This is a genomic window from Adhaeribacter arboris (genome assembly GCF_003023845.1).
GTDB lineage: Bacteria > Bacteroidota > Bacteroidia > Cytophagales > Hymenobacteraceae > Adhaeribacter > Adhaeribacter arboris.
Genome location: NZ_PYFT01000001.1, coordinates 6,783,850 through 6,807,520 on the forward strand (window position 1 = coordinate 6,783,850; position 23,671 = coordinate 6,807,520).

A 23,671-nucleotide genomic window follows, 5' to 3' on the forward strand; every position below is an offset into this window, starting at 1 on the left:
AACCAACAACTACTTAATTGCTAAAACATAAAGGTACTATTGAAATAAGTTAAATGTGGGAATGCAAAAATGAGCTAATCGCTGCCTTTGGGTAGAATAAGTAATTGGCAAAGATTTATCCAAATATATTATAATCGGAATACGCAGAAATTAAAAAAGAAGGTAGGTTATAGGCGCTAAATAGAAGCGGCCTAGTAGCTTAAGGAGTGTCTGTTTTCAACTTCAAAAACTGGTACTAAAATATAAGGCTAGTAAGAAATGAACACAGATCCTTATTCTACCACATCCAAATAGGACAAATTACTTTTCCGCGGTTGCGCAACTTAAAGCCAACTACAATTTCGTGACTACCGGCATTGCTGGCGCTCAACTCCGAAGTAGTAACATCGTACGAATAACCCACATCTAAAACAGAGCTTATGTTAACCCCGGCTAAAGCCGCAAAAGCATCGCCGTGACGATAAGAGCTCCCGACCCAGAAGCGATCGCTGTAAATAGCCTTTAAATTAATATCATAAGACGGTGGACTTGGTAAAGCTATATTTACTTGTACCGAAGGCACCAGGCTAATAGCCGGCGTTAAATCAAATCGTACGCCACTGGTAAATACATAATGCTTTTGCAGGGAGCCCGAACCGGTATAATGGCTGGTACTTTCAAAATCTTTGTTATTGCGCAGTAACTGGTTACCCGCTAATCCCACGTAGAACCGTTGCGAGTATAGCCATAACCCCACGCTTAAATTAAATTTAAGCCGACTAATATCGTTATCGTACAAGGTTGGGTCATTTTGATTAGCTAGGAAAACTTCATCGGTATTCAAACGATACTTTAACATGCCGCCCGCAATACCTGCCGAAAGCTTTATTTTATTTGTAAACGGAATATGATAGGCGTAGCTCGCATCAAAGGAGGTACTTTTTAAAGGCCCGGTTTTATCTACCTGCGCGATAAAGCCTATGCCGTGGTGCGGACGAGCTTTTTGATGTAAACCTATTCTTTTAATCCGTCGGTCTTTATTCCGGATGGCCGAAACCGTAATATCTGTTTTGTTAAGCGGAGTGTGCGCACTAGTATAATAAGTAAGGGGCGCGCCTTCTAAACCCATCCATTGCCGGCGAAATCCTGATTTTACGTCTGTATAATCTTCGATGCCCGAAATTGCCGGATTTAAAATATAATTATTAAACATATACTGGCTGAAATGGGGGCGTTGCTGGGCTTGTAAGCTGCCTGTTAATAAAGCCATTAATGCGAAAGTATATAAAATTTTCATAAACGACTTATTTAATGATTGTTACACTACCCGATACTGGCTTTTCGCCCGGTTTTAAAATGATGGTGTAATAATAAGTAGCTACTGGTAAATTTTGCTGGTTATAAGTGCCGTCCCAGGGCTGTTTGTAGCCCGCCGAAGAGTAAAGAATAGTGCCCCACCGATTAAAGATTTTAACCTGACAATCGGGATATTTCTCAATATTGGCAATTTCCCAGGTATCGTTCATGCCATCATTGTTGGGAGTAAAACCATTCGGAATAGAAATACCGGGTAAAAGAGAAATAATTACCTCATCGGTGGCAGTACAACCTTCGGCGGTGGTAACAGTTAGTGTATAGCGGGTGGTTTGTTTAGGAAAAGCTACCGGGTTGGCGATGTTGGGGTTACTTAGTCCTTCGGCCGGAGCCCATTGGTAAGAAACTCCTCCTTTACCTGCCAGTTCAACGGATTTACCGGCTTCAATGGTTATATCGGAGCCAGCATCTGCCACTGGTGCTTCTACTAATATTTTAACCGGAACTCGCTCGCCGGCACAGCCTTGGTTAACCGCCTGTACATAGTAGGTGCGTTCACTGGTTAAAACCGGAGTCGAAAAGTTAGCGCCTTTATAAATCGGGGTATTGCTGGTAGCTGTTTCAAACCATTCAATTTGATAATTGTTGCTGGGTGCCACTAAAGTAGCGCTCGTGCCCGGACAAATCTTTATTGGATTAATTGGAGCTAGTACGGGTAATGGAATTACAGTAATCTGTACAATATTGCTGGCCAGATTGGTACAACCACCCGAACTTACGTTTCGGCGGTACCAAGTATCGCGGGTTAAGGTATTGGGTGTGTAATTAGGTTGGTTGCTGATACCAGGAGCCGTCAGGAAGTGAATACCATCGGTACTACTTTCCCAGAGGTAATCGGGTGAAGTACTTCCGCCCGAAACCATAGATCCCGTTAAAACTGCAGGTATGTTGCCGTAACAAATAGTTTGGTTACCATTTATCATATTGGCCGATATTGGTTCGGCAACAGTAATTTTAATACTGTTAGAAATATGCGTATTACCTGCCGAACTAACTTTGCGCCGGAACCAGGTTGTTCCTTTTAATCTGCCGGGTTGATAATTCACCTCTTGACCAGTGTTTGGCACCGTTAAAAAATCAGCGGCTAATCCGGTAGTACTATACTCCCAGGTATAGGTAAAATCACCATCGCCCCCGCTCGGCACCGAGCCCGTTAAAATAGTTGGCTCGGCGTTGTAGCAAATAGTTTGGCTAGCCGAAATAATGTTATTGGCAATGGCTTGGGTTACCGAAATTTCTACCAGGTTACTAACTAATTCGCAACCACCAGAAAAAGCTACCCGCCGGAACCAGGTAGTTTTAATTAAGGTCGCCGGAGCATACGTTTGTTGCACAGCATTACCAGAAGCAATAGTAAAAGTTTGGCCGTCTATACTGCTTTCCCAGCGGTAAGTAAAGTTACTATTTCCGCCTTTGGGCTTGGGGCCAGTTAGTGCGGTCGGCTTGTCGCCGGACCGTATTGTTTGATTAGCCGTAATAAAATTTCCTGATATCTGATCGTTCACGGTTATTTTCACCACCGGGCTAACCACGGCATTGCAAGGACCGGCCGTAACCCAGCGACGGAAATACCAAATTCCTTTTGTCAGAGCGCCTGGAGCATAATCTTTAGCGGTAGAATTGGTAGTGGTGGTAGCCGCAGCAGTAAAATTGAGGTTATCCCGACTACTTTCCCAATGGTAAACGTATTGCCCATCCCCTTTTTCCGGAACAGAGCCGATTAAGATTGCCGCATCGTTTCCTAAGCAAATTTCCTGGTTTTGGTTAGTAATATTATTATTGGTTACCGGCTGATATACCTCCACCTTTACTACGGCACTTGTATCCGGCAAACAGGCAATGCCGGTCACAATCCGTCGGAACCAAGTAGTCTGGGTTAAGGCATCCGGTGCATAATCTTTTGAAGAATTAGGTTGGGGAGCAGTAATAAAAGTAATTCCATTAGTACTTGTTTGCCAAACGAACGCAGGAGTACCATTACCACCATTGGGTACAGAACCCTGAATTTGGCTGGGTTTAGTATTGATACAGATAGCAGTAGTACCAGTTGTATTAACAGTATTGTTTGAAATCGAATTATTTACTTTAATTAGTATAGCCGTGCTGTAACTGGTACAGGCGCCGGAAATAACTTTTCGCCGGAACCAGGTGTTTCCCCGCGAAAGCATAGCTGGTTGAAAATCAACTTGCGAATTGGTGTTTCCAGAACTGGCTAAAGCTGCCGAATAAAGATTATTATCCCGGCTGCTTTCCCATAAATATGTATAGGTAATTCCATCGCCTCCGGTTGCGGGCAAACCAGTAATTTTGCTTGGACGTACATTTTCGCAGATTTCCTGGTTAGTAGCATTTAACGTATTTACTATCTGTTCATTTACTTTTACTTCTACCACATTACTGTATTCGGAACAAGCCCCGGAAGTTATTTTCCGGCGAAAATAAGTTGTTTTAGTTATGGCCGGAGGTTGATAATTCGGGTTGCTACTGGAAGTAGTAACAGCTTTAAATTCCTGCTCATCACCAGCTTTACTCTCCCAAATGTACGTATAAGTGTTATTGCCACCGGCCGGATTGCCCACATTGGTTATTTCGGCCGGGCGTTCGCCGGAACATACCGGATTTGGTTGGGAAATGTTAAAATTCTGTAAGGGGGCGAGTACGTGTACCGCTACCAGAGTTCGGGAACTGGTGCAAGTAAAGTTATTTTGGGCAATTACGTAATAAGTATACGTTTTTGATTGGGTAAGGGCAGGAGTAGTAAATTGATTGTTATTCGATGAATTCGCCGGAAGAGTGTTTCCAACTTCGTCGAACACGGAAAATAAAATCCCGTTTACCGGATCAACGGTAATAGTAGCAGAACTACCTACGCAAATAGGATCCACTAGCGCAATTTTTGGAGCAGCGGGCAATGGTTTTACCTTAATTTCAATGCTATTACTAATACTTACCAAGCAAGGACCAGACATAACTTTACGCCGGAACCAGGTGGTTTGCGTTATATTTTGGAGTAGATACTCCGCGAAAGGCAAACCCTGCCCTTGCGCAATTATAGCTGTATTAGCACGAAATGCATCGGTGCTGCTTTCCCAGACATACGTATATTGACCCGTGCCGCCGCTTATTGTTCCGGAGCCAATTAACTTCGTGCTTACTTCTCCTTCACAAAATTCTACTCCGTCAGCCGAAATAATGGTATTTCCGGTAATAGAAGGCAACACTTCTACCTTCATCTCACCCGAAATATTTTCGCAGATACCGGAGCGTACTATTCTCCGGAACCAGGTGGTTTCCTTTAAATTGCCGGGAGAATAATCTTTTTTATCTTTCGAGAAAGTTAAATCATTATTAATTGGAGCAAAAGAAGTGAATTCGGTGCGGCTTTCCCAGCGGTAAATGTAGGTGCCTGAACCGGCACCACCTAGAGGTTCGGAACCTAGGAGTGGATTAGGCGTGCCATCGGCACAAGCAGCTGGCACCGGAGAAATAATGTTTTCTGTAATAACCGGGTTAACGATAACTTCTACCGGCGTGCGGGGACTTACACAATTAGTAGTACGGTTTTGTACGTAATAAGTAGTAGTAGCCAACAAAGTGGGGGTAGAGAAAACCGGTCCCGTAAAGATAATGTCGTTGCTGGTAGCCGAAGCAAACCACTCGTAAGTGCCACCACCGGAAATAACCTGTAATTGAACGGATTCTCCGCTGCAAATAGGACTAACATTGGCAACTTCGGGAGCTAACGTGGAGGGAATAACCTCAATTACAATTTCGTTGCTGTAATTGGGTGCGGCACAAGAACTAGACATAATTAACCGCCGGAAGGTAGTGGTGCGAGTAATGGCTGTTGGCTGATAATTTTCTTTATTATTGGCATAAGCTGGATTGTTGCCCGTAGCAGCAGTCTTCCACTCTGTGTCCCGATCTGTTTTACTTTGCCATAAATACGTGAAATTACCGTATCCATCTCCTCCCTCAGGTGGTAGAGCGCTGTTAATTAAACCGGGTGTTTCGCCGGCGCAAATGGCTGGTTGGTCAGTAGTAATCCGGTTGTTGGTAATGGGGGGCAGCACTTGTACCGTTACTTTAGTTCGGGTACTATTGGTACAATTGTTAGTGCTGGTACTCGTTACATAATAAACAAAAGTTCCTTCGCGGGTTAATGGAGCGGTAGTATACGTGTTACTAGTGGCAGAGCTGTTTGGCAAAATGGTACCATTTTCATCGTACCAGGTAAAAGTAACTCCACTTACCACATTGGCTGTAAGGGTAACCGTATTGCCCAAACAAACCGGTAAAACTGTTTGCACTACGGGAGGCGCTGGTAGTGGATTAACGTTGATAAAAACAGCATTACTGGTTGCTGTAGCGCAAGGCGCAGCCATTGCCTTCCGGCGAAACCAAGTAGGCGCAGTTAGTATGCCGGGCTGAAAATTTAGTTGATTATTCGGACTATTGTCTTTCCCAATGGCAGCCGTGAAGCCGGTAGTTGCACCAGCAGTGCTGCTTTCCCATAAATACGTAATGGTACCGCCCCCACCCGTAGCTGCTGGACCCGATAATAGGTTAGGAACGCTGCCTTCGCATATAGCCGAGGCTCCGGATATTATTTTAGGGTCAATCGCGGGATTAACAATAATGGAAACAGGTTCGCGGGAACTAATGCAGCCGTTGGTGGTGGTTTGTACGTAAACAGTATAGGTGCCGGCAGTACTGTAAACGGGAGTGGTATACGTACTGCCCGATTTTAGTTTAGTACCCCCCGTGGAAGCAGACCACCATTCAATGGTTCCGGCAGCGCTAGTGGTAAGAGTAGCCGCCGAGTTAATACAAATAGAAGCATTTTCAACCTCTGGGGCATCAGGTACGGCATTAATAGTAATGGTTTGGCTAGCTTGGGTGGAAGTACCGCATTCGTTAATTACTTTAGCAGAAACCGTATATGATCCGGGCTGGATAAATTGAATACTAGGGTTTGCTAGAGTAGCCCCGTTGCCAGTTGTAAAATTAGCGCCGTTAGTTGGTCCGGTTACCGTCCACTCATAAGATATGGGAGTAGTATTATTAAAATTATAGATTGGTTTATGAGCCGCATTGGCAGAGCTAAAAGCAATAGTTTGCGGGCCGCAATAGGTTTTAGCGGTTGGTAAGGTAACCGTTGGAATGTTTTTGATGGTAACCGTTTTAGGTGTAGCAGTGGAGGCGCCACAAATATTAGTTAACCTAAGATTAATTGTATAATTACCCGCATGGGCAAATTGTAAAATAGGTTCCTTAGACGTGAAGGTAGTTCCATCAATGGTACTAACACCAGCCGATGGTGTTACGGTCCATTGATACGAAACCGCTTCTCCCGTAGAAGTATTACTGGTATTAACTATAGCCGCGCAGCCCGACAAAGGAGTAAGGGTAGTATTAAAGGCCGCAACTGGGCTCGATATAATGGCTAATGTTTTGGTAACTGCTCCGCCTTTGCATTTAGGGTCGGTACCTTCTAGAGGAACTAAATTAATGGATATAGCATAATTACCTTTTTGCGTAAAGTTTACAATGGGCTTTTCCGATTTTTCATTATAACCGGAAGCATAAGACCAGCCTTCGGCCGGTTCAATGGTCCATTGCCGCTCAAATTGTTTAGAACCCGGATCGGTAGCATTATAGCCGTAATCAGAAATATCCGTGAGGGTAACCGGACTATTTACACACGTTACAGGGCCCGGTTCTAATTTAAAGTCGGGAGTAGGCCCGTTTGATACATATATTCCACTACCTGTTCGGTTAGTTGTTTTACAGGCATTCGAAGCAGTAACGGTTACCGTATAACCCAGGGCCTGTCCCTTAGATGGAGCATTATACGTATGGTAAAATCTTTTAGGATCATCCTGATCAAAGGATATGACGGTGCCATCGCCGAAATCTAAGGTATATCGGGTGGAGGGTTCATTTAGTTCGGTTTGCGTAATATCAAACACAAAATTAGCCGGAGCACATTCATCGGTATCTTTATAACTCAAGCCTACATTAGGTACACTGCCATGAAAAACAGTATAAACTTTCTCCTCGGTACAAGTAGCATTACCAACCGTAAATTTTAAGTTATACGTGCCCCGTTGCAGATACGTGTGGGATTTTCTAGTACTAAAATCGCCCAAGTTTTCAACGGGGGAGCCATCTCCCCAATTAATTAGATAGGTAGTATTGGTGCCCTTAGTCTGCGAAGTATTTTCTACCTGTAAGGTGTAGCCCGCAGTAGAAGAATTCGTGCAATTTACAAATGGCTGACCAGTCGTTTTAACATCTTTTAAAGTAGCATCCGGCTTAACAGCACAATCTTGCGCCATTAAGTTTTCACTAAAAAGACAGGTAAATAAAACTAAAAAGAAAATAAGAAATAACTGCTTATTCCAACAACGCATATTTTGATAGTACAAAGTTTGCTCAAGCACCTAGTTTAAACAGATAGCCACCTTAAATGGAATTTTTCTTTTGGTTAAAACTACAGAAGTAGATAAAGACAAAGATATAATGCAAAAATAAGGAGTGAGGCTTCCTTTCATAAACTTGATTATTTTAAATGTGATACAACTAAATAAACAATGTGAATAATAGTACAAATACTTATTTTAATATTTGCTTAAAAAGTAATCTGAATACAAATATTGCGTATTATTTAGCTTTTAACCAATTTTTAGGACGGATAGTTTACGGTTGCAAGTAGTATTATAATTGTATTTAACCTATTTATTTAGCTTCTTTAAGCAGTATCGGTATGAAATTAAAGGAGATAATATTAAAGAAGTTATAATACAAATGTGTTCTGTTAAATACAGAAGTATTTGCTAATCGTTTTTTTAGAAAGAATATAATTTTTAGGGAGGAAGGTAATTTGATTTAAGTAGAATGAGTGCAAGATGGATATTAAATATATTATAATTTAAGAAAGAAGTTGGTGGTAAAACTTTGCTACAATACTTAAAAATCTCGCTGGTTTTTAAGTGAACGTAATACTAATTAAATCTTCCGTTTAAGAGTGATAACCGTATAAATGCGCTGTTCGCCCCGCTGAATACCTAGTAAAATATTATAACCCGGTTTAAAATGAAATAAACGATCCATCTTACTAATTGACATAGCCGAGGCAGGGGTCATGTTAATACTTACTACTTCATCACCGGGCAGAATGCCCGCGTCGGCCGCTGGTGAATCGGGTTCAACGAAGTTAACAATATAACGTTGGTAATCTTTGCCACTGGCTATAACATCTAATCCGCACATGTCATGTTCAAAAGGATCCCGGAAATAGCGGTTCGGCCGGATATACATGAGTTGTTGCCGGTAATTGAACACGATATCAAAGCGCTTTAACAACTCATTACCAATATTACCGTTGCGCGGCACTAAATAAACTTTGGCTCCTACGTCCTGATAATTAGGAAAGGAGGTGAGTACGTTATTTAAATTATAATTTTTGAGAGTAAAAGATCTAATTCGACCCAACTGACCGTTAATCGTACCACTCAAACCCTTACCTAATTGGGCAGTAATGGAGGGCGAAGGTACTTTAATGGCCGCATTAGACTCTTGTTCTAAAGATAATGCGTGTCCGGCTCCGGTATCAATAATAAGTTTAACCGGGATTTTACGGGGTTCTTCCAATTGCGCTACCGTAGTTAAATAAGGCTTTTGGCCTTCTATAGTTATCGGAATAGGAGTACCATAGCTCTTCCGATATTTAAAATCTTTAAAATTCTGGGCAACTACCCGCAACTCCGAATATTTAATTTGCACCGCAAAGCTGTTAAAAAACTGGTAGCCTAAAATGCCATAAATGGGTACCCCAACGTAGCTGGATAGATTAAATACATCTTCCGAAAGAACCGCCACTTGTAAAAAACTCGCCGATGCCTGCCCTAACTTCATATTTATGCCCGAAGCGATAAATGCTTTTAAGTCGGCATCCGATCCCATACCGGCAATGGAAATATTAACTCCGTTTTTAAGTTGTAAGCTGTCTTTTAACGAAGGTTCGGTAATAAGGGTAACACCTACCCCGGTATCTAAAATAAAGTTAAAAGGCCCTTTCTGATTGATATAAACCGGAACTATAATTAAGTTGCGGTGCATTTCGAACGAAACTATACTTCGCTTATAAGGTGCCTGAATAACAAAAGCGCCCTGACCAAAAGCCTTCGGTAAAAAGAGTAGAGAGAGAAGGGTAAAAAAAACAAGAAAAAGAGGAAGAGTGCGGCTGAAGTTCAGTTGCCGGAAGGTAAAACCTGCGTGCGAATAACTTAGCTGCATAAGCTCCGTCCCTTTTGAAAAGACTATTCGAAATGATTTTTAATTTACTAAATAATTCTGATTATTAAAATTTTACGTTTATTAACAGTTTTTGATTATTTTCAAATCCTGTTTGTACAGAAGGAAGGTGTCTTAAAATGAATTATTTAGGTAATTTGATTTAATTGTCTAGTATTTTACCTGCCAAAATTTATATTTATTTAAATCAGCTAACTTCCGAGTTCTTTTTCTGATCGAATTATCCTTTTACTTAACTAAGCACTTTACGTAGAAAGGAAACATTGCCCATTTTATGACTTCAAGGTAAACCAGAAAACGACTGCGATGGATAATTTGACCATATTTGGAGAGGAGATTATAGATGAAGGTGCTATTCGGCAAATTAAAAATTGTATTTCCCCGGATGACATTGGGGTATTAACAGCCGATGCCCACTACGGTTACGGTCATCCTATTGGGGGAGCCGTAGCTTATAAAGACAAAATTTCGTTATCCGGAGTAGGGTTCGATATTGCCTGCGGCAATAAAGCTGTAAAAACGAACATTCGGGCTAATCAAATTCCGGTAGCTCGTATTATGGATGAAATTGTTAAGAATATTGGGTTTGGCGTAGGCCGGCCTAACCCGAAACCCATTCACCATCCGGTTTTTGATAAAATAGCTAAGGCAGAGTTTAAACCCCAACGTAAATTTCTTTCATTAGCGAAAGAGCAATTGGGTACGGTAGGTGGCGGAAACCATTACATCGATTTATTTTCGGATGAAGAAGGGTGGCTATGGGTAGGAGTTCATTTTGGCTCCCGGGGTTTTGGACATAAAACTGCCACCGGATTTATCGCCCTTTCCCAGGGCCTTACTTTTGAAGACAAAGCCCGAGAAGGTCCCATGGATGCACCTCCCATTTTGTTTGATATTAGCTCGGAATTAGGACAGGATTATATTGCCGCCATGAGCCTGGCCGGGGACTATGCCTATGCCGGTCGGGACACGGTAGTAAATAAGGTGCTGGAGATACTGGGCGCTTCCGTAACTTTTGAGGTACATAATCATCATAACTTTGCTTGGTTCGAAGAGCACCAAGGTTCTAAATATTGGGTTGTTCGCAAGGGCTGCACGCCGGCTTTCCCCGGGCAGTTAGGCTTTATTGGTTCTAATATGGGCGATACTTCGGTAATAATTGAAGGGGTACAAACCGAGAAAGCGCAGCAAGGACTTTATTCTACGGTACACGGAGCTGGTCGGGTTATGTCGCGGCGGCAGGCAGCCGGTAAACGCCGCTGGGTAAAAGGCAAAGATGGCCGACGGTACCAGGAAACGGTTTCGCCGGGCTTAGTGGATTTTGAAAAAGTCCGGAAAAAACTAAAACAGCAAGGCGTGGAATTACGCGGCGGCGAAGCCGACGAAGCGCCGGAAGTATACAAAAAACTGGAGGAGGTTTTGGCTTATCACGAAGGAACTATCCGGGTATTGCACCGCTTAAAACCAATTGGCGTAGCAATGGCCGGAGGAAACGAGTACGATCCTTATAAAGATTGAAACGAATGCAGGTAACTTTTAACGCTGAAATACAAAATAGCTAAAACTTGTAAGTGGAGAGGTAACTTAAGCTGGTTTAAGTAGCGAGAATAACACAAGCTGCATTTAAAGAGTTACAAAAAAGGTCACGGGTAATTTATTTACCGTGACCTTTTGTATTTAGTCAATAAAAATTAATTCTGTTGTTGGCTCGCCTGCAAATAGCCTTCGGTAAATACTTTGTATCGGTCGAAAATAGAACGCACCGCGCTTTTCAGGTAAGCTTCATTTTTAACGGTATTTTCCAATACGCCGGAGGCGTAACCTTGCCATACAGCCCGATTTTTCTTTTTGTCGATTAAAACAATAAACAGAGTGCCTTTTTTAAGATTGTATTTAACCGGATCGTATTCTCTTTTCTCCACGTTCGGATCGAATTCTTCGTCTTCGTCGAAAATTCGGCCTGTTTCAATAAATTCGGTTATATCGGCCTGATTGTAGCCTTTCAGTAGTAGATCTTCGTAAAATAATTTATAAGAAACAAGTAAATCCGGACGGTTCTGATTGAATCGGTAGCCTTGAACTTCCATGCGGGATTTAATGGCATTTTCCACAAATGGGTTAAATTTGCTTGAATCATTTTCAGAACTTTTTACGCCGATAAAGTTGAAAGTTCGATATTTTTTGAAGTTACCGGAGTAACTGTAATCCGATTCCACTTTATGATCATAATAATTCATGCAGGAGGATAGATGGAGTAAAAGTAACCCTAAAATAAATCCGTAAATCTTTCTGTTCATACTTTTATTACTTATAAATTATCTAAAATAAATTTTATAGGTAATATACGAAAAGAATTGAAAATTGTATTTAGAGTCGCTTCATTTTCAGAACAATAAGTGTTTATATTTTGGCTAAAATTTAACACGGAAAAGAGGCTTCGTTAAAATCCTGCTCTAATACATTATTTTGGCCTTTTATACATCAAAAAGTTTTGGTATAAAATGTTTCGGCAAGAGAAAAATTAATAAAATATTTACTGCGGGTAGAGTAGAATTAGGAATTTTAATTGTTCCGGCCCTTCAAAAGTAAAATTAACCTTTAGAAGTAGTAAAAATATTTATATTAAATTGGCAACTTTTGCTTCCGTTTTTACTTGGTAAAGTACCTCAATAAAAAGATTAACCGGCGCATAAATGACTTGCAAAGCTACTTAACCTTATTGTACCAAGTAAATAGATTACGGTAAATCCTCGAATCGAATATCCAATAAGTCAAATTTTTTAAAATCGCGATAGTCAAAATGCCACCATTCTTCGGAGTATACCTCAAAGCCATGCTTGGTCATAACTTGTTTTAACTTTTCCCGGTTCTTAATAGCCAAAGCGGGTAAATTAGAGTAGTTAACGTGCGCTTTTTTAGTAAAAGCATCGTAAGCGGTAGGCATTTGTAACTCCTGACCTGTTTTTAAGTTTACCAGGGTTAAGTCTACGGTGCAGCCCCGGTTATGCCGCGATCCTTCCCAAGGTTTGGCTAAGTAAACGGTGTCTTGTACTTTCTCGAAAAAATAAACGGTAGCCCGATAAGGCCGGTAAGCGTCAAAAATTTTTAAGCCTAAGCCTTGTTGGTTTAATTCGGTTTGTACCTTTTTTAAAGCTTGCGCAACCGGCCGGCGTAAAAAGGCCTTAGCCGAAGTATAAACAGGTTCCCCGATAAAATTATTAGCGGTAGCATAACGAATGTCTAATTGAATGTTCGGGATGATGGTAGCTAAATCTACTAATTGCAGGCTGCTATCTGTGGATACTTGTTTTTGGTAATGGGTTGGGTCATTAATAACTTTCAGACCGTATTTATTCCCTTTAAGTTCTTGCGCCCATGCTGACCAAGATAGAAGTACCTGTACGCCTAGCAGGAATAAATTACGGGAAAGTGAGGAACGCATATTTAGAAATAAATAAGAGAGTTAAGCTTTATTAAAAAACAATGCATAAAATAGAAATTATAGAATTAGCTGCATCCGGCATGGCTATAAAAGTAAAGTGCTACAAAGGAATTGGTGCATCATGCCTTATTTTTTAGCGTAGTATTTCTGAAAAAAAATTAGTAACCCGAGCAAGGTGACAAAACTTACCGAGGTAGCAGTAGTTACATAGCCCATGGTAGTAAATTGATTAATAGCTAAACCCAGATGAATAGCTAACACAACCAGCGCGAATAAAAAAATCATTTGATGAATTTTCATGTAACTTCCTTTAAATGCTTAATATTTAAATGTAAAACGCTTTAGATCGGGTAGATGTTTTTTAGTCCGCTTTAATTCGTGCTGATATACTACCTGGCCCAGGTTTATTAAGAAGGGATAGCAGATAGTTTCGTACTCGTATTTATCGTCGTTATAAATGTTGTCATCGTTTCCTAATACAATCGCACTAAGTAAAAACTCCACTTTATTTTCAAAATCTACGATGTAGGCATTGTCAATCATAAAACCGTAGGCATTCCCGATTTTATTAAAAATCCGAATGTGCGAAGGCATGGTTTTCTGGCGGTTACCAAACATAAAAAACTTAGCGTAGGTATCGTAATAAGTAGTGGTATCATAACGGGGAAAATCACTTTCGCCTGGTTTCATAGACATATACTTTAATACAAAATCATAATCATCCGGGTTTAAATGAAAACGTTGCTGCGCCGGAACTACTTCCGGGAAAATAACGGATTTTAAAACCTGGTGCAGCGTTTCTAAACTTATATAATTCCGGTCCGAAAAATCCATAGGTTGCTTTATTAGCTGATTATTTGCGTTGTAATAACCAATTCCTAGGTGGGTTTCTTTTAAAGTATTCGGATAAGTACGGGCATTAAACACGAGTGGCTGTTGGTACAGAATGTTGTCGCCTTGGTAAAAAGTAATGGGGTTGGTATAGCGGGTAGTTTCGCCGGCATCGCCTACTGATAAACGGTGCAACAATCGCACCTGGTTGTATCCTTTTTGGTGTAACCCCTCATTAAGCTGCTCCTGGCCTAAAAACTCGTACAAACGATTATAAGCATCATTGTCGCTTACCAGCAATATTTTTTTAATATAATGCGCAATAGTAGGTATTTTATTCGGAGCCGTGGAGTCTGCAACAACCGCCGTTTGTTTGGTATAAGCGCTGTCTATCCGGAGGGGGGTATTTTTATCTAAGCCGGCAATGCGCAGGTTATTTAATTTTTCTAAAGCTAATAAAGCGCCGGGTAATTTAACCGTACTAGCCGGGTAAAAGTATTCGTATGGGTTCAGGCGGTACGTATACGTTTTAAAATGCGGCCAGTTCTGCGCATCGCGGTTTATTTGGGTATAGATAATCTGAACGCGGTATTTGGCCGGATTGGTTAAGATAGTTTTAAAATACTCCGGATGTTTTTTGAGCAACTTAGGCAGCATCTTGTTTTTAAATAATTGCGCCTGAGCAGAAGATACCTTACCTAATGAGAATACACCCATGTTGATTATAATAACTAAAATTAGTTGCATGCGCTTAATTAACGGAGGTATACACATAGAGCGTTAGACTACTCATTTAAAATTAAGAGGGTAAGATAAAAATTTTAGCTGCAACAAATAAGGTAGAGATTAATAATTCTGACTAGCCTAATCTGCTTTGTAAGTTTTTGTTATAAATTACTGCACAAAAACTGCTTTTGTAACAAAGTTCTTATGGAAAAGAATAATCCTACTATTACCCGGGCCTGGTGTATTTACGATTGGGCCAACTCTGTTTATTCATTGGTAATAATTTCCACTATTTTTCCTATTTACTACGGAGCCGTATCGAAAGGGCCGGATGGCAGCAGTATGGTTGACTTTCTGGGCTGGCACCTAGATTCGTCGGTGCTTTTTTCGTATTGCATTTCGTTTTCTTATTTACTGGTGGCGTGTAGCAGCCCTATTCTAACTGCCATTGCCGATTATAGTGGGCACAAAAAATTATTTATGCGGTTATTTTGCTATTTGGGCTCTATTTCCTGCGTTTTATTATTCTTCTTTACCAAAGAAACTTTTACTACTTCGGTTATTTTATTTGTGCTGGCGGCCATGGGCTACAACGGCAGCATTGTATTTTACAATTCGTACCTGCCCGATATTGCTACCGAAGACCAATTTGATAAACTAAGTGCCCGGGGTTTTTCATTGGGTTACATTGGCAGTGTGCTGTTGTTAGTGTTTAATTTAGCCCTGGTTTTAAAACCGGCTTTTTTTGGCATTGATCCGCAGCATACTAGCTTGCCGCCGCGCATTTCATTTCTGCTTACCGGATTATGGTGGTTTGGCTTTGCTCAATACACTTTTTGGAAATTACCTAAGCGCCAGATTCCTGGCAAAAGAGAAGGTTCGTGGCTGTTTAACGGTTTCCGGGAACTAAAGAAAGTTTGGCAGCAAGTAAAAAAACTTTATTTGCTGAAGCGCTTTTTACTTGCTTTCTTTTTTTACAATATGGGCGTGCAAACGGTAATGTACGTAGCCACTGTTTTCGGCGATAAAGAATTAAAATTAAATTCAGATGCCTTAATTCAGACTATTCTGGTTTTGCAGTTGATCGCTATTCCGGGTGCTTATGGCTTTGCTCGGCTTTCGAAAGCCTACGGTAATTTCATGGCCTTAGCGGTAGCGGTTCTTATTTGGGTGGGCGTTTGCGTGGGAGCTTATTTTACTTACACCGAAAATCAGTTTTACCTTTTAGCGGCGTGTGTAGGTGTAGTAATGGGCGGAATTCAGTCACTTTCCCGGTCCACGTACAGCAAATTAATTCCAGCAGATACCCGCGATACCACTTCTTTTTTCAGTTTTTACGATGTTACGGATAAAATGGCGATTGTACTGGGCACCTTAGCCTACGGCAGTATTGCTCAAGTTACCGGTTCGATGCGCAATAGTGTACTGGCGCTAATGGGATTTTTCTTTTTAGGCTTGATTTTTTTAGTAACGATTAAAGGGAAACGAGCCGGAGTAAGTAAAGTTGCTGCTTGAGGTGAGTTGTATTTCTGTACTTATAATTAAAATTTGACTTTTTGCTATTGAAGTTGATTCCCTTATATAAATGTTTAGATTTTCTTTTTAGCCAGATAAAAGTGTAAGTAAGTATACTAGGCAGGATAAAACAGAAACTAGATAATTAAAAGATAAAGCACATACGTGCTACTTTTTCCGATATACTTCTTCCCCGTTTACGAACGTACTCACTACTTGCGTTCCTCGGATTTCTGGAGCGGGAATGAGCATAATGTCTTTATTAAGAATTACAAAATCGGCCGATTTCCCCGGTTCAATGCTGCCCCGGTTTTTTTCTTCAAAATTTGCGTAAGCGGCCCAAAGGGTAGTACCTCGTAAAGCTTGTTCCCGGCTTAAAGCATTATTCATCTGAAATCCCTGAGCGGGATAGTTCTTGGCATCTTGCCGGGCAACCGCCGAATGAAAGCCAAACAAAGGATTGATATGCTCCACCGGAAAATCGCTGCCTAAGGCAATAGTGCCATTTTGAGCCAGTAAATCTTTGTAAGCGTATGCATGCGGCAAGCGCTCTGCTCCCAAACGTTCCCCGGCCCAATACATATCCGAAGTAGCGTGGGTAGGTTGCACCGAAGGAATAATGCTGAATCGCCCAAATTTAACTACATCCCTCGGATTTACTACCTGCGCGTGTTCGATGCGCCACCGGCGGTTGTTTTTACTTTTTAGTACTTCGCCGTAAATATCGGTTAGCAATCGATTTGCTGAATCGCCAATGGCGTGGGTATTCATCTGAAAACCATGCTGGTAAATATCAGCGGCAAGTTTACGGTAATCTGCCGGTCTCCGAAGTAAAAATCCAGTCTCCTTTGGACGGTCATGGTAAGGATATAACAAGCAAGCCCCGCGGGAACCTAATGCTCCATCAGCGTACACTTTAAAACTACTTACATCTAAACGACTGGTATGGTACGGTCCGTTTTTAAAATAGTATTGCTGATTTACAACTGATGGGCTTAACATGGCATATAGCCGAATTTTTAACTTTTCGGCTTGCTGCAAGGAATCGTATAAATCAATAATCGGTTTTTCTAAACCAGCGTCTACCACGGTGGTAAGACCCACGGCGAAGCAGTTTTGTTGGGCTTGTAGTAAAGCGGCCACTTTTTCGGTCTGGGAAGGCTTCGGAATTTTAGAGCTGACCAACTCTACCGCATTATCCACCAAAATACCCGTTAAGTAATTATTTTTTTGTTCGATAATGCCGCCATTTATTTTGGTCTGGTTACTAATAACGGCTAAATTCAATGCTTTTTTATTGACCAGAGCCGCATGGCCGTCAATCCGTTCAATAAACACCGGTACATCCGGAAATAAAATATTTAAAGTGTCTTGGGTCGGAAAGTTTTTGTTTGGCCAGTCGTTTTGATCCCAACCCCGGCCTAATAGCCAAGCTGCATTCGGATATTTTTGCCGGTGCTCTACCAATTTTTTTACTACCTCGGCGAATGAAGTAGTACCCACTAAATCAGCTTGCTGTAAATTTAAAGCGTAACCAAAGAAATGAGCGTGGGCGTCGATAAAGCCAGGATAAACGGGTCGACCGTGAGCATCGGTTTCCTGTTGGGCGGTGTACTTCCCGCGAATGGCGTCCGTGGAACCTACCTCAACGAATTTTCCGTCCTTTACGGCAAAAGCCTGGGCTTCATCAAAATTTTGGTTAACGGTATAAACCCGGGCATTGTAAATAATTAAGTCAACTTTTGTTTTTGACTGGCAAAATAGAAGTACAAAAGAAAGCGCCGTTAAAACAGAAACTCTTATAGCTGAAATAAACTCTTTATTCATAACGTAAATGTTTCACCGATTCACCGGAATCCCGAAGCTCGACCATAGCGTCGATGCCAATGCTTAAATGTTTTTCCACGAAATTAGTAGTAACTTTTAAATCGCTTTCCGCAGTTTTTACCCCTTCCGGTGTCATGGGGTTATCTGATACTAATAAGAGCGCCCCGTGCGGAATATCGTTCATAAAACCCACCACAAAAATGGTGGCTGTTTCCATATCAATGCCCATTACTCGTACCGAACGCAGGTATTCTTTAAAATCTTCGTCGTGTTCCCACACGCGGCGGTTGGTGGTATAAACAGTGCCCGTCCAGTAATCCATTTCGTGTTTTTTAATCATCGAGGAAACCGAGCGTTGCAACCGGAAAGAGGGAAGAGCCGGTATTTCAGGCGGCAGGTAATCGTCGGAAGTACCTTCCCCGCGAATGGCCGCAATGGGCAAAATCAAATCGCCTAATTTAACTTTTTCTTTAATGCCGCCGCATTTTCCTAAAAATAAAGCGGCTTTTGGCCGTACCGCCGATAATAAATCCATAACGGTAGCCGCCATAGGGCTGCCCATCCCAAAATTGATGATAGTAATATTATTAGCCGTGGCGGTTTGCATGGGCTTGTTCATTCCCCGGATTTCGCAGTTAAACCGTTCCGAGAACATAGCCACGTAATTAATAAAATTAGTTAATAATATATATTCACCGAATTCGTTGAGGGCCATACCGGTGTACCGGGGTAGCCAGTTTCGAACAATATCTTCTTTCGATTTCATAGTTGATAGTTGTAAGTTGCAGGTTGCAAGTTACAGGTTATTCCGGTTGCAAAGTTAAAAGGTTGTACAGTTGGAAGGTTAGAAAGTTGTAAGGTTAAAAAGTTTGAAGAATGCTTTATAAGAACTAGATTGGGGTTTAAAATTGGGAAATGATAGTTGGTAAATGGTAAATGAAAAATGGAGACGCTGAACTTACCGGCTTTTCCGGTTAAGGTGAAACAAGCCGAGAACAAATTCTGGATTTTTGATGGTATACGCCGGAAATACTTGGTTCTTACGCCGGAAGAGTGGGTTAGGCAGCATTTTATTCATTACTTGGTGCAGTATTTACATTATCCAAAAGGGCTAATTTCCCCCGAACGCGGCATCACGTATAATTCTTTAGCGAAACGCACGGATATATGCGTGTACAATACGGCTGGTCAAGTGTGTATGTTAGTTGAATGCAAGGCTTCTTCGGTTAAAATTTCGGAAGTTACTATTCATCAGGCTACCACTTACAATCAAAATGTTCGGGCAAAGTACATTGTGCTTACCAACGGCCTGGAACATTATTGCTGGCAGGTTGATTTTGAAAAAGCAACGACAATTTCCCTGGCAGGCATTCCGTATTATCCAAATTTGTAAGTAGAAAAAGAGTAGACATTTAATTAAAAGTTGATTATAGAGTATATTCATAATTCTAAAATCAACCTTCTAACTTTCCAATCTTTCAACTTTTCCACCCAAACCTACGGCGCGGGTGCTGCTTTACCCGGGTGTAGCCAATAATATAAATTGTTGTCGAGCATGGCGTTCCGGAAGTACTGCACGTATGCTTCTAGTTCGCGGCCATAAATTTTCTTAATACTTTCTGGTTCTTTCTTCAACTTTGTATAACCATGCGTCTTATATCGGAATAAGTGCGCCTTTCCGTTCGGGTGAAGCTCGGTTATGTAATCGTTCCGGATGAATGAATAAATACCATCAATAAAAATTAAGGCTTTACCCGGAGAATTTGTATCGAAAACAGAGGTACCGAAGGGGAGTAATTTATCCGTTGGCACATTTAGATAATCTACCAGGGTGGGCAATATATCGGCGTGCTGGGTAATTTTATGCGGGTTAGCGTTCGTAAACTTTTTACCCGGCCGGAAAAATAATAAGGGTACTTTATGATAACCCAGCCGGTTTTTATAAGTTTTCTGATACACCTGTTGGGTATGGTCGGCGGTGAGTACGAATAAAGTATTAGCGTACCAAGGTTGTTGAGCAGCTGTTTTAAAAAATTGGCGTAAAGCAAAATCAGTGTACGCAATAGTTGGATGAATCTTTAATTTGCCTTTGGGGAATTTATTTTTGTAAGTAGTTGGTAGCGTGTAAGGATGGTGGGCGCTTAAAGTAAAAACTCCGGTTAAAAACGGTTGGGGTTGTTGGTTTAATTGTTGCGCCACGTATTGCAGATAAGGCTCGTCGAAGATTCCCCAATTTCCATCAAAATCCTTTTCTAAGCGCTCCTTGGGATATTCGTCGAGCCCATAATAATGAGTAAAACCGGCCAGTTTGGCAAAAGCATTAAAACTCATGGTACCGTTAGCCCCACCGTGGTAAAAGGAAGTATAATATCCTTGCGGTTGCAGCACATTACCAATCCCGTAAATCTCGTTTCCCTGGTAAGCCGAGGCCATAAACGGATTATCCATGAGCGAAGGTAAACCCGACAGGATAGAAGGCAGTGCTTCAATGGAACGCCGACCATTAGCATAATTTTCCCTTAAAAACAATCCTTGCGTGGCCAATGAATCAAAGAAGGGGGTATAACCCTGGCCGCCGTTTTCAATGCCGGTATATTCGGAGCCAAAACTTTCCAGGATGATAATAACAACATTGTCCCGGATGGGTTCTCCTTCCACCGACAAAACTTTATGCGGATCAAACCGCAGCGTTTGCAATAAATCCTGCTTTGTTTTAAAATAGCGCGCGCGCTCAATGGTTCTTTTATTTAAACTGCGCACAAAGGTGAAGGTGCTATTTAAAATCAGATTACCCAACACGGGCGGTTCATAGCCAAATGCAGTACTTACCCGAATAGGTTTGTATTGAATACCTCCCCGAATAAAAATAACAGTTAGAAGAATTAATAAAGCAACTTGCCAGACTTTACGACGATCTTTTTGCGGTTGGTACGAGAAGTTTTTAGGGTAAAGAAAATAAAGCGCCATAACCAGAAATCCTAAAACGAGCAAAATATACCAGTAATTCTGAGTAAGCTGATTCGCTTGTGCCAAAATATCCTGCGTGATGGTGGCAACTTCGTTAGTAGAGCGCCGACCAATAAACTTAAAATACTCGGTATCAACTAAGTTTAGTAAGATAAAGGGAGTGTTAACAATAAAATACAAGCCTTTCAAAAACTGCTGGTAGCCTTTCCGGTGCAAAAATGTGGGTGGAGCTAACGAAAAAAATATAAACGGAATGTTAATAACCAGGATAGCCGAAAAATCAAAGCGTAAGCCATAATAAAAAGCTGCAGCTAACTGATTCACCGGAATTTCGCTAAAAGTAGAACTATTAGCTAAATAAAAAGCTACTCGCAGCAATTGGTAGACTACCAGCAGCAAGAACAGCCGTTTTATAATAATTTTGAAAAAAGGATCAAACATTTAAGATGGATAGCTTGCAAAATAAAGCCTTTCCAACGGAGCTGGAAAGGCTTTATAAAAAAATAAAATTATCAGATATTTATTATACAGATTCTAACAGCGCATCGGTACTGCTTAAAGTTAAATTCCAGGCATCGGCCACACCTTTATACACCACTTCTCCGTTTACAACGTTTAATCCCCGGCGCAGCTCATCGTTTTCGGCACAGGCCTTTTGCCAACCTTTATTAGCCAGTTGTACAGCATAAGGTAAAGTAGCATTGGTTAAGGCCAGCGTAGAAGTGTAAGGTACCGCGCCCGGCATGTTAGCCACGCAATAATGAACTACATCATCAATAATATAAGTTGGATTTTCGTGCGTGGTAGGTTGGCAGGTTTCAATGCAACCGCCTTGGTCCACGGCAACGTCCACCAGAACTGTACCCGGTTTCATTTCTTTTAACATGTCGCGGGTGATCAGGTGAGGAGCTTTGGCTCCGGGAATTAATACGGCCCCAATAATTAAGTCAGCGGTTTTAATTGCTTCGCGTATATTGTATTCGTTGGAGTATTGCGTAATTACGTTGGCCGGCATAAAGTCCGAAAGTTCGCGTAAACGGGTCAGGTTAATATCCATAATCGTTACCTGAGCGCCTAAACCGGCCGCAATTTTGGCGGCCTGCGTACCCACAATGCCCCCACCTAAAATTAATACGTGCGCTGGCTTTACCCCAGGCACACCACCCAATAAGATACCACGACCTTTCAAAGGTTTTTCTAAGTATTTCGCCCCTTCCTGGGGCGCCATCCGGCCGGCAACTTCACTCATCGGAATCAATAAAGGCAGAGAACGGTCTTTCCGCTCCACCGTTTCGTAAGCCAGGCAGATAGCTTTGCGGGCTATCATGGCGTGGGTCAATTCTTCGGAAGAAGCAAAATGAAAATAAGTAAAAATTAATTGCCCTTCCTTAATTAAATTATATTCTGGGGTAATGGGCTCTTTTACCTTAATAATCATATCCGCGATAGCATATACTTCTTCGATGGAAGGCAAAATTTGAGCCCCGGCTTTCTGGTATTCAGCATCCGTAAAGCCGCTGCCCGTGCCGGCGCCACTTTGCACGTAAACAGTATGTTGGTGTTTTCGTAGCTCGGTTACACCGGCCGGAGTAAGTGCTACCCGGTTTTCGTTATTTTTGATTTCTTTCGGAACGCCTATTATCATGAGATTTATAAGTAGTTTATAGATGAAAACACACTGGTCAAATACAGTTCCAAAATTAATAAAACTTATCTGATAGCGTGTAGCTAAGGCATACTTTACTCAATAATATACCAGGAAAGCTTTATCATAAAGGCAATAGAGAAAAAATAATAACCGATTAAGTAATTTAAATGAGAAAATAAATAAAATAAAAAAAGGCAGCGATAATATCACTGCCATTAGTCAAAATAAAACTATGAAAAAACTATTTAAACGGAACAGCAGCGCTGCTCTCTTTTATGATGCTTATAGTATTTAAACTCTCCACTACTTTAGCCTTTAAAGTTAAAGTAGTTTCAGAGGATACAATATCGTTTGTTATAAAACTTACTCTCTCTGTTTGTTCTCCTAACAGCCGCTGGGTATAAGTTAGTTCCAAATTTTCTTCTTTTCCTGGAGCAATTTCTGACGTCGGAATTCTATAATTAATACAGTTACAAGGTGATTTTAGCCCTTGTATGATAAGCGGCTGTTTACCAGTGTTTTTAATAATAAAAGTAGCATTTGCTTTTTGCCCTAATTCAAGTTTGCCAAAATCATGGTTATTTTTAGCCAGAAACAGCCGCGGCGAATTAACTTTCTGGGCCGGCGTGTAAGTGGTTCTGACCGCAACCGAACCCGCTTCGGCAACAGTTCCTTGAATAAAAAGCGCTTGGGTAGGAGGAGCGGCATTGCTCGTTACCGTAATACTTTTATGAAAAGCCCCCGGACGCCCGGCACTGTTGTATACGGCTTTAACCATGCCGCTTTTACCCGGTAAAATAGGCTCTTTCGTCCAGTCCGGGGTAGTACATCCGCAGGAAGGCTGTACGTTAGAGATTACCACCGGCTGATTTCCGGTATTTTTAAACTTAAATTGGTAAGTAGCCTGCCCGCCTTCGGCAATAATGCCGAATTCATGGGTTTCTTTTTCAAACTTTAAAATGCCCTGCGCCCAGGAGAAATTTTGTATAAATAAAAGGCAAATGCCAAATAATAGTAACCTTATCACTTTCATATAGATACCT

General features: G+C 41.3%; 15 protein-coding genes. 3 read left to right on the forward strand and 12 right to left on the reverse strand.

From position 1 onward, the window contains the following. Positions 1-277: 277 nt before the first annotated feature. The 3 genes from AHMF7605_RS27490 to AHMF7605_RS27500 all read right to left on the reverse strand — a co-directional run bounded on the left by AHMF7605_RS27490 (position 278) and on the right by AHMF7605_RS27500 (position 9,654). On the reverse strand, positions 278-1,276 hold the full coding sequence (locus AHMF7605_RS27490) for a PorP/SprF family type IX secretion system membrane protein (RefSeq protein ID WP_106933132.1): 999 nt from the start codon (positions 1,274-1,276) through the stop codon (positions 278-280). Between the two features lie 7 nt (positions 1,277-1,283). Then, positions 1,284-7,694 carry a gliding motility-associated C-terminal domain-containing protein gene (locus AHMF7605_RS27495; protein ID WP_158267635.1) on the reverse strand — a complete coding sequence of 2,137 codons (6,411 nt, stop codon included), beginning with the start codon at positions 7,692-7,694 and terminating at the stop codon, positions 1,284-1,286. Between the two features lie 670 nt (positions 7,695-8,364). Further along, positions 8,365-9,654, reverse strand: a complete 1,290-nt coding sequence (locus tag AHMF7605_RS27500; RefSeq protein WP_106933134.1) for an aspartyl protease family protein — start codon at positions 9,652-9,654, stop codon at positions 8,365-8,367. Positions 9,655-9,978: 324 nt separating this feature from the next. Between AHMF7605_RS27500 and AHMF7605_RS27505 the strand changes: the two genes are divergently transcribed. Beyond that, a complete protein-coding gene (locus AHMF7605_RS27505; RefSeq protein ID WP_106933135.1) occupies positions 9,979-11,190 on the forward strand; it encodes an RtcB family protein in 1,212 nt (403 codons plus the stop codon). Positions 11,191-11,363: 173 nt separating this feature from the next. On the opposite strand, the gene AHMF7605_RS27510 is transcribed toward AHMF7605_RS27505, so the two are convergent. The 4 genes from AHMF7605_RS27510 to AHMF7605_RS27520 all read right to left on the reverse strand — a co-directional run bounded on the left by AHMF7605_RS27510 (position 11,364) and on the right by AHMF7605_RS27520 (position 14,692). After that, a complete protein-coding gene (locus AHMF7605_RS27510) occupies positions 11,364-11,969 on the reverse strand; it encodes a DUF4136 domain-containing protein (RefSeq protein WP_106933136.1) in 606 nt (201 codons plus the stop codon). Between the two features lie 440 nt (positions 11,970-12,409). Continuing rightward, on the reverse strand, positions 12,410-13,114 hold the full coding sequence (locus AHMF7605_RS27515; protein WP_106933137.1) for a M15 family metallopeptidase: 705 nt from the start codon (positions 13,112-13,114) through the stop codon (positions 12,410-12,412). A 126-nt stretch (positions 13,115-13,240) separates the two neighbouring features. After that, entirely contained in the window at positions 13,241-13,414 is a 174-nt protein-coding gene (locus AHMF7605_RS30010; protein WP_158267636.1) for a hypothetical protein, read from the reverse strand. An 18-nt stretch (positions 13,415-13,432) separates the two neighbouring features. After that, the gene (locus tag AHMF7605_RS27520) at positions 13,433-14,692 is read right to left on the reverse strand and encodes a serine hydrolase (RefSeq protein WP_106933643.1); all 1,260 of its coding nucleotides are present in this window, start codon (positions 14,690-14,692) and stop codon (positions 13,433-13,435) included. Between the two features lie 183 nt (positions 14,693-14,875). Between AHMF7605_RS27520 and AHMF7605_RS27525 the strand changes: the two genes are divergently transcribed. After that, positions 14,876-16,186, forward strand: a complete 1,311-nt coding sequence (locus tag AHMF7605_RS27525; protein ID WP_106933138.1) for an MFS transporter — start codon at positions 14,876-14,878, stop codon at positions 16,184-16,186. Between the two features lie 168 nt (positions 16,187-16,354). On the opposite strand, the gene AHMF7605_RS27530 is transcribed toward AHMF7605_RS27525, so the two are convergent. Continuing rightward, complete coding sequence (locus AHMF7605_RS27530) at positions 16,355-18,013, reverse strand: amidohydrolase (protein ID WP_106933139.1); 1,659 nt, start codon at positions 18,011-18,013, stop codon at positions 16,355-16,357. Then, positions 18,006-18,779: an AMP nucleosidase gene (locus AHMF7605_RS27535; protein ID WP_106933140.1), complete on the reverse strand. Its 774-nt coding sequence runs from the start codon at positions 18,777-18,779 to the stop codon at positions 18,006-18,008. The genes AHMF7605_RS27530 and AHMF7605_RS27535 overlap by 8 nt, the downstream gene beginning before the upstream one ends. A 177-nt stretch (positions 18,780-18,956) precedes the next feature. On the opposite strand from AHMF7605_RS27535, the gene AHMF7605_RS27540 reads away from it, so the two are divergent. Further along, the gene (locus AHMF7605_RS27540) at positions 18,957-19,406 is read left to right on the forward strand and encodes a type I restriction enzyme HsdR N-terminal domain-containing protein (RefSeq protein ID WP_106933141.1); all 450 of its coding nucleotides are present in this window, start codon (positions 18,957-18,959) and stop codon (positions 19,404-19,406) included. Between the two features lie 104 nt (positions 19,407-19,510). Here AHMF7605_RS27540 and AHMF7605_RS27545 read toward each other — a convergent pair whose 3' ends face one another. The 3 genes from AHMF7605_RS27545 to AHMF7605_RS27555 form a co-directional block, all read right to left on the reverse strand. Continuing rightward, on the reverse strand, positions 19,511-21,421 hold the full coding sequence (locus tag AHMF7605_RS27545) for an LTA synthase family protein (RefSeq protein WP_106933142.1): 1,911 nt from the start codon (positions 21,419-21,421) through the stop codon (positions 19,511-19,513). An 82-nt stretch (positions 21,422-21,503) separates the two neighbouring features. After that, the gene (gene ald / locus AHMF7605_RS27550; RefSeq protein ID WP_106933143.1) at positions 21,504-22,625 is read right to left on the reverse strand and encodes an alanine dehydrogenase; all 1,122 of its coding nucleotides are present in this window, start codon (positions 22,623-22,625) and stop codon (positions 21,504-21,506) included. A gap of 244 nt (positions 22,626-22,869) precedes the next feature. Next, entirely contained in the window at positions 22,870-23,661 is a 792-nt protein-coding gene (locus AHMF7605_RS27555; RefSeq protein ID WP_106933144.1) for a DUF1573 domain-containing protein, read from the reverse strand. Positions 23,662-23,671 lie beyond the last annotated feature (10 nt).

Coding starts and splice junctions, on each gene's coding strand:
- AHMF7605_RS27490 (WP_106933132.1), bottom strand. CDS start 1,276: ATGAAAATTTTATATACTTTCGCATTAATGGCTTTATTAACAGGCAGC.
- AHMF7605_RS27495 (WP_158267635.1), bottom strand. CDS start 7,694: ATGGCGCAAGATTGTGCTGTTAAGCCGGATGCTACTTTAAAAGATGTT.
- AHMF7605_RS27500 (WP_106933134.1), bottom strand. CDS start 9,654: ATGCAGCTAAGTTATTCGCACGCAGGTTTTACCTTCCGGCAACTGAAC.
- AHMF7605_RS27505 (WP_106933135.1), top strand. CDS start 9,979: ATGGATAATTTGACCATATTTGGAGAGGAGATTATAGATGAAGGTGCT.
- AHMF7605_RS27510 (WP_106933136.1), bottom strand. CDS start 11,969: ATGAACAGAAAGATTTACGGATTTATTTTAGGGTTACTTTTACTCCAT.
- AHMF7605_RS27515 (WP_106933137.1), bottom strand. CDS start 13,114: ATGCGTTCCTCACTTTCCCGTAATTTATTCCTGCTAGGCGTACAGGTA.
- AHMF7605_RS30010 (WP_158267636.1), bottom strand. CDS start 13,414: ATGAAAATTCATCAAATGATTTTTTTATTCGCGCTGGTTGTGTTAGCT.
- AHMF7605_RS27520 (WP_106933643.1), bottom strand. CDS start 14,692: ATGCAACTAATTTTAGTTATTATAATCAACATGGGTGTATTCTCATTA.
- AHMF7605_RS27525 (WP_106933138.1), top strand. CDS start 14,876: ATGGAAAAGAATAATCCTACTATTACCCGGGCCTGGTGTATTTACGAT.
- AHMF7605_RS27530 (WP_106933139.1), bottom strand. CDS start 18,013: ATGAATAAAGAGTTTATTTCAGCTATAAGAGTTTCTGTTTTAACGGCG.
- AHMF7605_RS27535 (WP_106933140.1), bottom strand. CDS start 18,779: ATGAAATCGAAAGAAGATATTGTTCGAAACTGGCTACCCCGGTACACC.
- AHMF7605_RS27540 (WP_106933141.1), top strand. CDS start 18,957: ATGGAGACGCTGAACTTACCGGCTTTTCCGGTTAAGGTGAAACAAGCC.
- AHMF7605_RS27545 (WP_106933142.1), bottom strand. CDS start 21,421: ATGTTTGATCCTTTTTTCAAAATTATTATAAAACGGCTGTTCTTGCTG.
- ald (WP_106933143.1), bottom strand. CDS start 22,625: ATGATAATAGGCGTTCCGAAAGAAATCAAAAATAACGAAAACCGGGTA.
- AHMF7605_RS27555 (WP_106933144.1), bottom strand. CDS start 23,661: ATGAAAGTGATAAGGTTACTATTATTTGGCATTTGCCTTTTATTTATA.